Source organism: Mesorhizobium dulcispinae (assembly GCF_033977345.1).
Taxonomy (GTDB): Bacteria; Pseudomonadota; Alphaproteobacteria; order Rhizobiales; family Rhizobiaceae; genus Mesorhizobium; species Mesorhizobium dulcispinae.
This window is the reverse complement of the sequence record NZ_JAVIIY010000005.1, coordinates 121,379-135,651: the sequence shown is the minus strand read 5'-3', so window position 1 is coordinate 135,651 and position 14,273 is coordinate 121,379. Positions and strand designations below refer to the sequence as shown.

The following is a 14,273-nucleotide window of genomic DNA, read 5'->3' as shown; positions in this document are numbered from 1 at the left end:
GCCAATCTCCCCCCTCGTGGGCGAGATGTCCGGCAGGACAGAGGGGGGCGCGAAGGAATGATGCGTGGGGAAAGTTTGCCCAGTGCCGCGCAGCCATTCTTGGGCTTCGCGAGACTGCTTCGCCACCACGCCTTCGCCGTCGCGCCCGAACAAGTCACCAGTTTCATGCAGGCAGTGACGCTGCTTGGGCCGCGTTCGATGAACGACATCCGCGAGGCCGCACTGGCAACACTTGCGCCGCCGCCCGATCGCCGCAACGAGTTCGAAGCGCATTTCCGCGGTTATTTCTACGGCGACGCCAGGCCTTCGATCGCAGGTGAGGAGGACGACGAAACCCGGATCAAGGACGATCGCAGCACGCTTGAGGAACAAAGCCGCGCCCTCCGCCGGGAGAAAGGCGGCGAGCTGTCCTCGGCGCTCGAACAGCTGAGCAGCCGAGATTTCCAGCGCGATCGCGATAGCCTCGGCTCGTTCCGCCGCCGGCTCTCTTCCGCCCTGCCCGCTCGCCGTTCGTTCCGCACCGCGCGCACCCGTTCGCGCGGCACGCTCGACCTCAGACGCTCGCTGAGCGAGATCGTCAGCGCCGATGGCGACATCCCCTCGCCGCTGCTGCGCCGTCGCCAGACCGTGCCGCGCAAGCTGCTTTTGCTCATCGATGTTTCCGGCTCGATGAAGTTGCACACTGCCGACTACCTCAAGCTGGCGCATGCTGTGGTGCAAGGCGCCGACCGCGCCGAAGTCTTCACCTTCGGCACGCGGCTTACCCGCATCACCTCGGCGCTCCGCATCCGCGATCCTGGCCAGGCGCTGGCCCGCGCCGCGGCACTCGTCGACGATTGGGACAGCGGCACCCGCATGGGACCGACCCTGCTTGCCTTCCTTTCGGTGCCGCGCTTTTCCGCTTTCGCGCGCGGTGCCTGCGTCGTCATCCTGTCCGATGGCCTGGAGCGCGGTGACCATGCCGATCTCGAAACCGCGATGCGCCGTCTCAGCGCCCGCGCCTTCCGGCTCTCGCTGGCGACGCCGCTCGCCGGCGATCCGCGCTTCCGGCCGGCGACGGCGGCGCTGCGCGCCATCCTGCCGGTGCTCGACGATCTGGTCGACGGCTCGTCGGTCGGATGCCTCACCGATTTCATCCTGTCGCTCGCCCGCCCCGCTCCGGCGGCCGAAACCATCTGGAAAAGGGTATCGTGATGCAGAAAGCGATCGACGCGCATTTCCACATCTGGCGCCAGCAGGACCAGCCCTGGCTGGTCGGACCGATGGTGCCGCGCATCTTCGGCCCCTACGAGCCGATCCGCCGCGACTATCCGATCACGGAATTCCTCGAGGACCAGAAGGGTTCGGGCGTCGAGAAGGCTGTCTATGTCCAGACCAACTGGGCCAAGGAGGATTTCGAGAAGGAGGTCGCCTTCCTGCAGAAGACCGCGGATGAAACCGGCTGGCCGCACGCCATCGTCGGCTATGCCGATATGACGGTCGACGATGTCCGCCCGCAGATCGACCGGCTGATCAAATACAAGCTGCTGCGCGGCGTGCGCATGCAACTGCATTGGCATGAGACGCCCGCCTTCCGCTTCGCCGCCTCGGCCGACCAGGTCATCGATCCCAAGGTGCGCGCCAATGTTGCGCGGCTGAAAGACTACGGCCTCTCCTTCGACCTGCAGCTTTTCCCGGCACAGATGAAGGACGGTCTGACGCTGGTCGGCGAAAACCCTCAGACGAATTTCATCCTCACTCATGCCGGCATGCTGACCGGCATGGAACCGGAAACGACTGAAGCTTGGAAGACCGGCCTGCGTACGCTGGCAGTGGCGCCAAATTTCTACGCCAAGCTGTCTGGCCTCGGCACCTTCGTCCACCGCAACGATCCGGACCTCATCGCCTATATCGTCGACAATGCGGTCGAAATCCTCGGCAGCGATCGCCTGATGTTCGGCTCGAACTTCCCGATCGAGAAGCTGTGGACCAGCCATGCCAAACTGATCAAGGCGCACCGCGCGGCAGTGGCCAGGCACGGGCCGAAGGCCGGGGCGGATATTTTCTGGAATACGGCACATCGAGTTTATCGGCCGGTGTAGCGCAGCCTCTCCTTCTCCCTTGTGGGGTGAGAAGCGGTCCGCGCAGCGGACGAAAAGCCAATTGCTTGGCTTTTCGAGCTTCGAACGCCCTGAGCATGCGAAGGGCCGGGGGTGGATCGGCGCGCAGCGCCGAGACGGATGAGGGGTGCCGGAAGGAATGAGGCGTTGAAAAATCAAGTGCTTTCAGCATTTTAGATCCTGACGCTGCACTCCGTCCAACACCCCTCATCCGTCCGAGCTTCGCTCGGCCACCTTCTCCCACAAGGGGAGAAGAGGAAGTTCACTTCACCTCGAACTGTGGATCGAGCGGGATCTGCATCGCCGTGACCAGATGGTTGGTCTGCCCCGCCAGCCCGATGATCGACACCAGCTCGCCATGCTGCGCGTCGGTCATGCCCTTGGCCCGTGCGGCGGCCGTATGCGAGTGAATGCAGTAGGAACAGCCATTGGCCGTCGAGACGGCAATATAGATCATTTCCTTGGTCAGCGGATCGATGGCGCTGTCGGCGACCATCACCGCCTTGAGCTGCTCCCACACCCGCTTCAGCGATGCCGGATCGTTGGCGAGCCCGCGCCAGAAATTGTTGACGAAATCGGATTTGCGCGTCGCGCGGATATCGTCGAACACGGCCTTCACCGCCGGGATTTTTTCGACCTCGGCATCGCTCAGGAGTCTTGTGGTTGCCATGGCGTGGTCCTTTCGTTTGAATCGTTGATCGAGGTTGTTGAATCAGACCCGCCAGAAGTGTCGCTAACTGCTTTGGATGACTTGGCAATTGATGCGCTGGCAAGAACTCGTGGGGCCGCCCCTCAGCTTCGTCATCCTAGGGCGAAGCAGCCGCGAAGCGGCGTCGCGGAGACCCTAGGATCCATTCCGTGACCTCAGCCAGGGAGTGCAGCGGAGCAAAAATTCTGCACCGTTGCGGCACTCGAACGTCACGGCATGGATCCTCGGGTCGGCGCGCGTCGCTACGCTCCTTGCTCCGCCCGTGGATGACGAAATGACAGACGCCTCGGCCAATCTCCATGGGTGTTCGATCCAACGGGTGCGATCATCCATCTATCCCCGCCCCTAGTGCACCGCCGCGTACATGATCTTCTCCTCCGTCGCCTCCGCCGGCGAGAACTCTTCGACGATGCGGCCTTGGCGGCAGACCAGAATGCGGTCGGAAAGGTTCATGATCTCCGGCAGGTAGGACGAGATGACGACGACGGCCAGCCCCTCGTCGGCCAGCCGGTTGATGATCTGGTGGATCTCGGCGATCGCGCCGACGTCGACGCCGCGCGTCGGCTCGTCGAGGATGACGATGCGCGGCCGCTGCACCAGCCCCTTGCCGATCACCACCTTCTGCTGGTTGCCGCCGGAAAGCTCGACCACGCGCGCATTGTCGTTGATTGCCTTGATGTTGAGCGTCTTCGTCCATTCGGCCGAAAGCGCCCGCATCTCCTGCTGGTTGATCACCCAGGCTTTTTCACGCCCGGCAGCCAACAGCCCGCCGAACAGGTTCTCGGCGATGCCCATCGTCTCGAAAATGCCTTCGCTCTTGCGGTCCTCGGTGACATAGACGATGCCGTCGGCGACCGCCTCGGCCGGCACGAGATAGCGTACCGGCCTGTCGTCGAGCTCGATCGCGCCGCCGCGCAGGAAATCGCGCTTGTAGATGCCCGACACGATCTTGAAGGTCTCGGTGCGGCCGGATCCGATCAGTCCGAACACGCCGGTGATCTGGCCCTCGAAAATCGAGAAGGAATTGTTGCGCACGATGTTGCTCATCGAGATGTCCTGCACCGAAAGCACCTTCCGGCCGGCCTTGCGCAGCTTCGTCTCGTCGCGCTGGCGGTAGATCTGCCCCGACAGCGAGCGGCCGACCATGGCGGCGACGATCCTGTCGCGGTCGAAGGCCGAAGTGTCGTCGGTGATCACCAACTCGCCGTCGCGCAGGATGGTGATGCGGTCGGCGATCATCAGCGCCTCCTCCAGCGCGTGGCTGATGAAGACGATGGAGACGCCCCGCGCCTTTAGCCGGCGGATCAGCGCGAAGAAGTGGCGCTTCTCCTCCGGCGTCAGCGTCGCGGTCGGCTCGTCGAAGATGATGATCTCGGCATTGTGGTGGACAGCCCGCGCGATCTCCACCATCTGCCGCTTGGCCGCGCCCAGCGTGGCCACCATCGCGTTCGGATCGACGGGGAAGTTCAAGGACTGCAGGAATTGCTGCGCCGAGATATAGGTGCCACGCAGCCGGTTGAGGAATTTTTCGGTGCCGAGATAGAGGTTCTGCGCCACTGTCATCGACGGCACCAGGCTGGTCTCCTGGAACACCATTGCGATGCCGGCTTCCAGCGCGGCGTGCGGCGAGGCATAGGCCGTCTCGACGCCCTTATGGAACATTCTCCCCGAGGTCGCGTCGACGACCCCGGCGATGATCTTGGTCAGCGTCGACTTGCCGGCGCCGTTCTCGCCGAGCAGCGCGTGGATCTCGCCTTTCCTGAGGTCGAAGCTGACGTTCTTCACCGCCGGCACGCCGCGATAGGTCTTGGTGACGTTCTCCAGTCGCACGATCGGCTCCATCAGAAACCTCCTGCGATCGCGTCGAACGCCAGCACGCAGTCGCCGCCCTTCGAGGCGACAAACAGGCGGCCGTCCTGTTCGGCCACGCTGCAGATGCCGTGGCGCGTGCCGTTGGCGCGGCTGTGCAGGCTGAACAGCGGCTGCATGTCCTTGTCGAGCTTCGCCACCAGCCCATAGGAGCGGCTGGGCGACCACGGCTTGTGGATGCCCATGGTGCGGATGCCGCCGCATTGCAAAGGCTCGAGGAAGCTGCGGTTGGAAGCGAGCGCCGGGGCGATCCAGTAGGCCGGCGGCACCTGGCCGATCATGTCCTCGCGATAGCGCTTCTCCTGCAGCACGAATTCGATCAGCCGGTTGCGCGGCGCGAACAGCGCCAGCCATGCCCCGCCGTCCGCGGCCGGCGACAGCCGCGCAGGATATCCGGGCAGATGCGTCAACACCGTGGAACGGTTGCCGGTTGCGCCATCGAAGCGGACAAGCTGGTGGCGCCAGCTTTCGCTGACCAGCACGTCGCCGCCGATCGGATGGAGCCCATAGGGAAAGGCGATGCCACCGGCGATCTTTTCGAAGCCAATGCCTCCCGGTCCGCACCGCCACAGCGAGCCGGACTCGCCCTTCTTCATCAGGTCGGCGGCCCATTGCGACGGCGCATGGTCGTCCGAACCGTTGGACAGCCACAACGTGCCGTCGGCCGCATAGGCAAGTGCCGTGACGCAGCGCACATCGGCCGGAAGCGAAACCTCCCGGCCCGCGAGCAGCAGCTTGCCGCTTTCCAGCCCGACCGCAAGCTCGCCCGATGGTGAAAGCGCGAGCGCCGTCACCGGCGCTTGAAAGCGCTCGACCACAGCAGGTTCTGCCGCTGAGCCTATCGAATAGATCGCATTGCCGCTCGAGGCCAGCAGCCTTTCGTCGGCGGCGAGCAGATTGTCCGGCTCCGAAAGCGTGGCGAATACCGGCTCGTCATCGAGCTTCGTGTTGGGCCGGAAGGCGCCGTCAAGCGGCGGTATGGTGACGGCCTTGCCGCGGAAGATATCGAGCAGCGGATCGAGGATCATGGCTTCGCCCCCCAATAGGAAACAGGGCTGGTCCAGTTCGGGTCCGCACCTGAAATCTTGTAGCGGCCGATACGGTTGTTGAGGATGCCGCCGACGAACAGAAAACCCTTGTGCTCGCGCATCGAGGTGACCATCGGATGCGCGGCGCCGGAGAGGTCGCCGAGCGTCTCGACGATGCCGCCCTTCTCATTGAACTTCACCACGCCGCCGGTGTTGATGTTGGGGAACAGCCATTCGTCCTGCGGCAGGCGCCTCGTCATGCGCTTGCGCATATCGGGGTGGCGCAGCGACAGGTCGAAGCTCGGCGTGCGCATGCCGAGCCAGGCCATCCAGTAATTGCCGTCGGAGGCGCGGTTGATGTTGTCGGGATAGCCCGGCATGTCGCGGATGACGCATTCGGCGGTACCGGCCTTCGGCCCTTCCAGCCAGTAGCGATGCACGCGGCAGGCCCAGCTTTCGGCGAAGAACAGCGACTTGCCGTCATGCGCCACGCACACACCGTTGGTGTAGCGGTAGCCGTCGAGCAGCGTCCTGGTCGAACCGTCCTTCGGATCGTAGACCAGCAGCCGGCCGGTGGCCCGGTTCTCGATCGAGTCCAGCGCCCAATCGTGGGCGTCGTATCGCTTGGTCGAGTCGGTGAAATAGATCCGGCCGTCGGGCGCGATGTCGCAATCGTTGGGGTCGCGCAGCCGCGCGTCGTCGACGATCGACGTCCAGGAGCGCGTCGTCTCGGCCGACAGCCGCTTGACCTCGCGCTCCGGCGAGACCGAATAGAGCCCCATGGCGCCGACGCAGCTGATCAGGTTCCCTGCCTTGTCGAAGGCGAGCCCCAGCGGGAAGCCGCCGATATGGGCAAAGACCTCGGAACGCCGGTAGTCCGGCGCGAAGAAGCGGACGATCTCGCCATGGCGGGTGCCGCAATAGAGATGGTCGTCGCGATCCAGAATGACGTCTTCCGGTCCTTCCAACTCGCCGAGCCCGATATGCTCGGCTTCCGACAACCTGTTGTCGAGCTCATAGGACGAGCCGGAGCCGGGCGCCGCCGACTGCGTCTCGCCCATCTTGAGATAAACCGGTGCGACATAGACCTCGTTCAGCACCTTGTGGCGGTTCTTCAGCCAGCGGATGTCGATGGTGACGGCGACCGCCAGCAGAATGCCCAGCACCATCTGGTTTGTGCCGGTGCCGTAGCCCAGCCGGATCAGGCCGTTGGTCATGGTGAGCACGATGATCGCGCCCATCAGCCCCTTGACCACCGAGCCTCGGCCGCCGCCGAGGCTGACGCCGCCGACCACCGCCGCCGTCAGCGCCATGATCTCGAGGTTGAGGCCGGTGCCGGGTCCGGCGCCGCTCAGGCGGCATGCGATGAGGAAGCCGCCGATCGAGCAGCAGAAACCCGAAAAGACATAGGTCATGAAGACGGTGCGGCGGACACGGATGCCGGCATTGTGGGCCGAGCGGCGCGAGCCGCCGACCGCCAGCACGTGCCAGCCTGGCCGCGAGCGCGTGAGCGCAATGTGGGTAACGACGGCAAGGATGATGGCCAGCCACACCGACACGGAGAGACCCCAGAATGTGCCGTCGCCGATGAAGTCGAGCACATCGGAAGAAGCCTGGGAAAGCTGCACATCGGCGGCATAGGTGCTGACCAGAATGTCGAACAGCGCTCGCCCGAAGATGAAGGTGACCAGCGTGGTGAGAAAGGCGCGCAGCCTGAGATACCCGACGAGATAGCCATTGATGGCGCCGAAGACGAGCCCGGTGGCGAGCGCTGCGACCAGCGCCAGCCAGACCGACTGTTCGAGGATGAAGAAGACATAGACAGCCGAGAAGCAGGACAGCGCGAAGATCGAGCCGACCGAAAGATCGATGCCCCCACCCAGCATCACCACGGTCATGCCGATGACGACCAGGGAGAACTCGCCGAGCTGGCGGGTCGATTCCTGCAGCGAGACGGGCTTGAAGAATCCGGGAATGATCGAGCCGAACACGCCGAGCGTCGCCACCAGCGCCAGGAATGGAATGGCGTTGTCGGTCCAGCGCTTGGTCAGGATCTCTCCGACCAGATGGTCGGGCACGAGATTGTAGCGCCAGGCCTGGAGGCGTTCGCGAAAATTCATCGGCGCTGCTGTCAATCAAGAGAAAGAGGTGGCCGGACATCCGGCCACCTCGTGGGGTGCTTGGTCGGCGGCCTTACTGTGCCGCCGCTTCGGCCTGCAACGCCTTCAGGTCCCAGCAGCTGTCGGGCTTGAGGTCGGCTTTGGTCGTCGCCTTCTCCAGCGTGTAGATGTAGGTGTGCGAGGTGCCGGCCGGCTGCCCGCTCTGCAGCAGGAACTTGATGATGGCGTTCATGTCGCCCGACTGGCGGGCAAGATCGGTCATGACCACGGCGCCGTAGGTGCCGTCCTGAAGCTTGTCGCAGTCGGCGGCTTTTTCGCCGCCGCCGGTGGTGACCAGGAACACCTTGCCGTCGAGCTTGGCGTCGCGGATCGCGGCGGAAGCGCCGGTGGCATCGCCGTCCCAGAAGTCGATGATCGAGCAGATGTCGGGATGTTGCTGCAGCATCGTCGTCGTCACGTTGCGCGACGTCGTAGCGTCCCAGTTGGAGTCGGGCTTGGCCACTACCTGGAAGTCGGGGTGTTTCTCCAGCACCTTCATGATGCCGGCATATTGATAGAGGCTGGACGAGTTCGCCTGATCGCCCTGCACCAGCCCGATCTTCTTGGAGGAATTGTCGCCGCAGCCCTTGATCGCCGCCTCGGCCTCGAGCTGGCCGAGCTTGTCCCAGTCGCTGCCGACGAAGGCGTCGGCCGGGAAGTTCGCCGGATTGTCGACGAGCAGCACGTAGGTGCCGACGGCCTGCGCCTTCTTCATCAGCTTGGAATAGGAGTTGAGGTCAGGGGCGTGGATGATCAGCACGTCCGGCCTGGTGTCCGAAGCGATGGCGTCGGTGATCGCCTGCGCGCCGGCATCGACGACCCAGTTCGGGTCGCGCGTCTCGAAGGTGCCGCCCCAGGCCTCGACTTCCTTCTTGAGGTAATGCGCCCAGCCCTGAGCCAGGTCGAAGCCCATCGCCAGCGGCACCAGCATGACGCGCTTGTCGTTCAGCGCCTTGCTATAGGCGGCTGGGCCCGGATCATCTGCGGCGAAGCTGGGAGCAACGAAGGCCGATACGGCAAGCGCCGTGGCCGCCGCCATCAATGTCCTGATCAGTTTCATGTCACATCCTCTGGTTTCGATTGTTGCCGGCCGGTCGGCATGACTTGGCCGGGTACCCGAGAGCAAGATGGGCTAGCCCATCTGCTCTAAATGTCGCCTTGCTGCGCGGTCTGCTCGTCGCGCGGATTGATGATGCCGTCGACGATGATGGCGCCGAGCAGGATCGCAGCCTTGATCAGGTTCTGGTAGAGCAGCGGAATATCGATGATGGTCATGGCGTTGAGCAGGATGCCGATCAGCGCGGCTCCGACCAGCACGTTGCGCACCCCTCCCCGTCCACCCGACAGCCCGATGCCGCCGATCACCGCCACCAGCACGATGTCGTAGAGCAGCGTCGAATTGACGACGCGCGTGTTGATCGAATGCAGGCTGGCGGCCGTCAGCAGGCCGGCGACCAGCGCTACAAAAGCCGAAAGCACGTAGCGCAGCACCAGCATCGGCCGCACCGGAATGCCGATGTTGCGTGCCGCCACGGGGTTGTCGCCGGCGAAATAGATGAAGCGGCCCCATTTGGTGTAGCGCAGGAACAGGAAGACCTGGAAGGCAAGTCCGGCAAAGACGAAGACCTCGACCGGAATGTCGAGGAAGCGCAATCCCCCGAGCAGCTCCACCCAGTGGCCTTGCGGCACCGGCACCGCATCCTGCGTGATCAGTTGCGAGCGAACGTAACCGAAGACGAACGAACCGGTCGCCAGCGTGACGAAGATCGCCGGCACATCGGCATAGGCAACCAGGAAACCGTTGAGCAGTCCGATGGCGAGCACGCCGGCGAGCACATAGGCGAAGGCCAGCCCATCGGACGTCCCGGTGTTGAGCAGTTGCAGGTACCAGGCGACCGACATCGCCATGATCGCCACCGCCGACAGGTCGATGCCGCGGCCGATGATGACGACGGCCATGCCGAGCGCCAGAATGCCCAGGACGGAAACCGAGCGGACGATGGCGACCAGGTTGTCGGCGGTCAGGAAACCCGGCAGGCCGATAGCGGCCGCGGCGAACAGCAGGATGGCGATGGCAAAGACGATGCCCTCTTGATTGAGGCGCCTCCAGTTCGGCCAGCCGATCGCGTTCATCGCTATGTCTTTCGCCCCGATGGAAAAGGCCCTGCCGGGCCTCCATCCCGGACGAAAGCTAATCGGCTCAACAGCGGCTCGTCAAATGAATCCACGTTCAAGAACCGTGCCTCTTCGACTATTTGCCGAGTGGACGCATCGATTGCCGAAACTGGCGCAATAGGCGGAAACTCTTGGGCTTTTGGCAATTCGTTGCAGGGATCGCACGGCCCACGGAAGAGCGCGTTCGAAGCGAGCGCGCTTCACGGAATTAACGCCTGCAAAATGCGGCAGGAGCGATGTCAATTGTCCGCTGAGTGGCCCCGGCGCCCAAGGCAAACGGCGACGATGAGCGGCACACGCCGCGACCGCCGGGCCGAAGTCGCCGGCTGGAACACGGCCTCGTTGTCGGAGCTGCCGGTCATGACGCGCTGGTTGAACAGCATAGGGCCGCACCAGTCCAGAACTTAACCAACAAACTTTCGTGTCGCCTCGCCGCCTGTTATGGATGAGCGCGGGCCGGCCGAGGGAAATGCATGAAGCCGATCTATATCGACTACCTCAATGCTCTCGACATTGAAGCTCTTGCCATGACTGATGCCGAGATCATCGGCGCCGTCGAAGCCGGGCTCGTCGCCCAGGGCAACGGCCAGACGGTGATCGAGCCGCGCGTCCACCTCGAGCCTGACCCGTCCTTCCACGGCCATTTCAATGTGCTGCGCGGCTATGTGGCGCCGCTCGATGCGGCCGGCGTGAAGATCGTCGGCGACTATGTCGACAACTACCTGCATGGCCTGCCGTCCGAATTCGGCATCCTAAACCTCTTCGATCCGCGCACCGGCACGCCGCGCGCCATCCTCGACGCCACCGTCATCACCGATATGCGCACCGGCGCCGTCACCGCCATCGGCGCCAAGCATCTGGCGAAGAAGTCGTCCAAGGTGCTCGGCCATATCGGCGCGCGCGGCACCGCCTACTGGAACGTGCGCCTGCTCGATCACCTCTTCGATTTCGACGAGATCCGCGTCCATTCGCGCCGGCCGGAAAGCCGCGACGCTTTCGCCGCGAAGCTTGCCGCCGACCTCGGCAAGCCGGTCATGGCCGTGGCCGACTGGAAGAGCTGCGTCGAGGGCGCAGACATCGTTGTCGAGGCCTCGCGGCTGCCGGAACCGCAGCCGCTGCTCAAGACCGAATGGATCAAGCGCGGGGCGCTGGTCGTACCCTATGGCACGATGAGCGCGGTCGAGCTTTCGCTCACCGAGATCATGCAAAAGATCGTCGTCGACGACTGGGGCCAGTGCAAGGGCGGCAAGTTCGGCTCGCTGCGCGCCCATGTCGAGACGGGACGGCTGAGCGAGGCGACGCTGCATGCCGAGCTCGGCCAGATCGCCGCCGGCCGCAAGGCGGGCCGGCAAAGCGACGGCGAGACGATCCTGTTTTGGCATCGCGGCCTCTCGCTCTCCGATATCGCGCTCGGCAAGGCGATGCTGGCCAAAGCCGCGGAACACGGCATCGGCCAGAGGTTGCGCTTCGCATGACCTCGCTCGTTCTCACCGGCGCCGGTGTCAGCATCGAGGATGTGGCCGCCGTCGCGCGCAATGCGGGTAAGATCGAAGTCACGCCTGCCGTCATCGAAAGACTGGTCAAGGCGCGCCAGGTCCTCGACGCCGCCGCTGCCGACGGCCAGCAGATCTATGGGCTGAACACCGGGCTGGGCGCCAATCTCGGCACGACGGTCGAAGGCGATGCCGGCGCCTTCCAGCGCCAGCTTCTCGATGGACGCGGCGCCGCGGTGGGAAACGCATTGCCTACCCAGCTCGTGCGCGCGGCAATGTTCGCCCGCATCGCCATGCTCGCGGCAGGCGGCTCCGGACTGTCGCCGCATGTCTTCACCGCGCTCGTCAATCTGCTCAACGCCGGCGTCCATCCGGTGATGCCCTCGCTTGGCTCGATCGGCGCCGGCGACCTGGTGCTGATGACGGCGGTCGCCCACACGCTGATCGGCGAAGGCGATGCCGACTATCAGAGCAGGCGCATGCCTTCGGCGAAGGCGCTGACGATGGCGCGCCTTGCGCCGGTCGTCCTAGCGCCCAAGGACGGCCTGTCGCTGATCAACGCTTCCGCCGTCTCCGTCGGCGCCGGCGCCCTGGCGCTGACCGATGCGCTGTCGGCTCTGGAACAGCAACAGCAGGCCGGGGCGCTCACCATGGAAGCGCTTGGCGCCAACCGCACCATTCTTGATCCCCGCCTCCATGCCGCGCGACCCGCCGCCTGCCAGCAGGTGGCGGCAAAGGCGTTGCGCGACTTGCTCGCGCGCGACGAGGCGCCCGCGCCGACGACGCTTCAAGATCCGCTGTCGATCCGCTGCATGCCCTCGATCCACGGCGCGCTGATCCAGGCGATCGACCACGCCAGGCTGGCGGTCGAGATCGAGCTAAACGCCGCTGCCGACAACCCGCTGGTCCTCGCCGATGACTCACTCGTGCTGTCGACCGGCAATTTCCACACCGCCTCGCTGGCGCTGGCTTTCGAGACGCTGGGCCTGGCGATCGCCCAATGCGCGGCGGCGTCCGCCGCCCGCTTCATCCAGCTCACCGGCTCGACCCGCCACGGCCTGCCGAAATATCTTTCGCCCGTCGGCGGTGCCTCCGCCGGCTTCGTGCCGCTGCAGAAGACGGTGACGGCGATCCTGGCTGGCATCCGCCACAAAGCCAATCCGGTGATGCTCGACTTCCTGCCCGTGTCCGAGGGCGTGGAGGATCACGCCACACAGACGCCGCTTGCCGTCGCCAAATGCGCCGAGATGATCGTGCTGTGGCGGCGCCTGATCGCCTTGGAACTGATGGCCGCCGCGCAGGCCGCCGACCTTCGCGAAGGGCTGAAGCTTGCTCCGGCCACGGCAACAATCCACGCGGCTGTCCGCGCCCACGTGCCGGTGCTCGAGGAAGACCGGCCGCTCGGAGCCAATGCCGACGCGCTCCACGCCGTGCTCGCCGATGGATATTGGCGCCCTGCGTTGCACCAGATACGGCTTGTTTAGAGCAATTCCAGGAATAGTGCGTAACGGTTAGGCTCGGCGACTTCGCCGTAGCCCTCCGTCCGGATTTGCGTAAAAACAACGCTCTAGGCTTTTTCGTCCACCTTCTTCATGAAGGCGGCGAGCTCGTCCGGATCCATATGCACGATATGCCTGTCTTCCGGATAGGTGCCGCTGTTGACGTCGGCGACGTATTCGGAAAACGCCGCGATGCGCTCCGCCTGCAGCCGGTCGTATTCGGCGGCAAAGTTGCGATAGACCTTTGAATGGCGCGGCATGTGACCGCGATTGGTGCCGAGGATATCTTCGGCAAACAGGTATTGGGCATCGCAGCCCGTGCCCGCGCCCATCGACAGCATGATCAGCGAGGTGCGCTCGGAGATCGTCTTCGCCACCTCCACCGGCACCACTTCGATCTCGGCGCCGATCGCGCCGGCTGCCTCCAACTGCTGAACCGCCTCAAACACTTTGATCGCCGTGTCGGCGGTCTTGCCGACGGCCTTGAAGCCGCCCGTCCAGGTGGCGCGGGAAGGAATGAGGCCAACATGGCCGATGACCGGAATGGCATCGTCGGCCATGCGCTTGATCGTGGCGTAGCCGGCGCTGCAATAGACCGCATCGGCGCCGGCCTTGTAGAGCCGGAAGGCCCAGCGCAGGAAATCGTCCGCCGTACCGATCTCGAAGAAATTCTCGCCCGGCATGGTGAAGAGGCTGGGTGCCGCGTCGCGGTACTGCGGGTTGAGCACCAGTTCCGGCGGCACCGAGACGATGTCGATGCCGGCGCGCTCGGCGGCTTCGGCTTCTTCCAGCGTCAGCACGCGCAGCATGGTCAGCTGCCGCTTGCCCTTCATGGCGCGCAGATCGGCGACGGTCGGTCTCTTTCGGCTCATCGAATTCAGTTCCTTCCTGGCGTGGCGGGCGGCTGATCAGCCGATTTCGATCAAGACTTTACCGGCCTCGACCATGACCGGATAGGTCTTGAGGTTGACGCAGACCGGCGCGCCCTTGGCCTGACCGGTCTTGTAGTTGAAGCGTCCATTGTGCTTGGGGCATTCGATGATGTCGTCCATCACCAGCCCGTCGGCCAGATGCGCCTTTTCATGCGTGCAGAAGCCGTCGGTGGCGAAGAACTCGTCGTCGGGCGAGCGGTAGATCGCGAAGCTGCGGCCGCCATGGTCGAAGCGGATCACGTCCTCCTCATCCACATCGTCCACCGCGCATGCTTCGACCCACTCCGCCATCGTCTTTCTCCGGATTGCT

At 64.5% G+C, this 14,273-nt stretch carries 12 protein-coding genes; 4 read left to right on the top strand and 8 right to left on the bottom strand.

The annotated features are described in order from the left end of the window. Nucleotides 1-57 precede the first annotated feature (57 nt). Together RFN30_RS13675 and RFN30_RS13670 are read left to right on the top strand one after the other, a co-directional pair. Nucleotides 58-1,194 (top strand): vWA domain-containing protein, encoded by a 1,137-nt coding sequence (locus RFN30_RS13675; RefSeq protein ID WP_320262615.1) that lies wholly within the window; start codon nucleotides 58-60, stop codon nucleotides 1,192-1,194. Continuing rightward, complete coding sequence (locus RFN30_RS13670; protein WP_320262614.1) at nucleotides 1,194-2,081, top strand: amidohydrolase family protein; 888 nt, start codon at nucleotides 1,194-1,196, stop codon at nucleotides 2,079-2,081. Before RFN30_RS13675 ends, RFN30_RS13670 begins: the two co-directional genes overlap by 1 nt. Nucleotides 2,082-2,361: 280 nt before the next feature. Here the strand turns inward: RFN30_RS13670 and RFN30_RS13665 are convergent, their stop codons facing one another. The 6 genes from RFN30_RS13665 to RFN30_RS13640 all read right to left on the bottom strand — a co-directional run bounded on the left by RFN30_RS13665 (nucleotide 2,362) and on the right by RFN30_RS13640 (nucleotide 9,997). Beyond that, nucleotides 2,362-2,769, bottom strand: a complete 408-nt coding sequence (locus tag RFN30_RS13665; protein ID WP_320262613.1) for a carboxymuconolactone decarboxylase family protein — start codon at nucleotides 2,767-2,769, stop codon at nucleotides 2,362-2,364. Between the two features lie 384 nt (nucleotides 2,770-3,153). Continuing rightward, nucleotides 3,154-4,650, bottom strand: a complete 1,497-nt coding sequence (locus RFN30_RS13660) for a sugar ABC transporter ATP-binding protein (RefSeq protein WP_320262612.1) — start codon at nucleotides 4,648-4,650, stop codon at nucleotides 3,154-3,156. Further along, complete coding sequence (locus tag RFN30_RS13655) at nucleotides 4,650-5,705, bottom strand: SMP-30/gluconolactonase/LRE family protein (protein WP_320262611.1); 1,056 nt, start codon at nucleotides 5,703-5,705, stop codon at nucleotides 4,650-4,652. Before RFN30_RS13655 ends, RFN30_RS13660 begins: the two co-directional genes overlap by 1 nt. Then, nucleotides 5,702-7,825: an ABC transporter permease gene (locus RFN30_RS13650; protein ID WP_320262610.1), complete on the bottom strand. Its 2,124-nt coding sequence runs from the start codon at nucleotides 7,823-7,825 to the stop codon at nucleotides 5,702-5,704. The genes RFN30_RS13655 and RFN30_RS13650 overlap by 4 nt, the downstream gene beginning before the upstream one ends. A 73-nt stretch (nucleotides 7,826-7,898) precedes the next feature. Then, a complete protein-coding gene (locus RFN30_RS13645) occupies nucleotides 7,899-8,924 on the bottom strand; it encodes a sugar ABC transporter substrate-binding protein (protein ID WP_320262609.1) in 1,026 nt (341 codons plus the stop codon). Between the two features lie 86 nt (nucleotides 8,925-9,010). Then, complete coding sequence (locus RFN30_RS13640) at nucleotides 9,011-9,997, bottom strand: ABC transporter permease (RefSeq protein ID WP_320262608.1); 987 nt, start codon at nucleotides 9,995-9,997, stop codon at nucleotides 9,011-9,013. A 515-nt stretch (nucleotides 9,998-10,512) separates the two neighbouring features. Here RFN30_RS13640 and RFN30_RS13635 point away from each other — a divergent pair. Together RFN30_RS13635 and RFN30_RS13630 are read left to right on the top strand one after the other, a co-directional pair. Then, nucleotides 10,513-11,514 (top strand): ornithine cyclodeaminase family protein, encoded by a 1,002-nt coding sequence (locus RFN30_RS13635; protein ID WP_320262607.1) that lies wholly within the window; start codon nucleotides 10,513-10,515, stop codon nucleotides 11,512-11,514. Then, nucleotides 11,511-13,016 (top strand): HAL/PAL/TAL family ammonia-lyase, encoded by a 1,506-nt coding sequence (locus tag RFN30_RS13630; RefSeq protein ID WP_320262606.1) that lies wholly within the window; start codon nucleotides 11,511-11,513, stop codon nucleotides 13,014-13,016. Before RFN30_RS13635 ends, RFN30_RS13630 begins: the two co-directional genes overlap by 4 nt. Nucleotides 13,017-13,099: 83 nt before the next feature. Here RFN30_RS13630 and RFN30_RS13625 read toward each other — a convergent pair whose 3' ends face one another. Both RFN30_RS13625 and RFN30_RS13620 read right to left on the bottom strand, forming a co-directional pair. Beyond that, nucleotides 13,100-13,903, bottom strand: coding sequence for a 3-methyl-2-oxobutanoate hydroxymethyltransferase (locus RFN30_RS13625; RefSeq protein ID WP_320262605.1), 804 nt, complete (start codon nucleotides 13,901-13,903; stop codon nucleotides 13,100-13,102). Nucleotides 13,904-13,939: 36 nt separating this feature from the next. Then, on the bottom strand, nucleotides 13,940-14,254 hold the full coding sequence (locus tag RFN30_RS13620; protein WP_320262604.1) for a MocE family 2Fe-2S type ferredoxin: 315 nt from the start codon (nucleotides 14,252-14,254) through the stop codon (nucleotides 13,940-13,942). Between the last annotated feature and the right edge of the window lie 19 nt (nucleotides 14,255-14,273).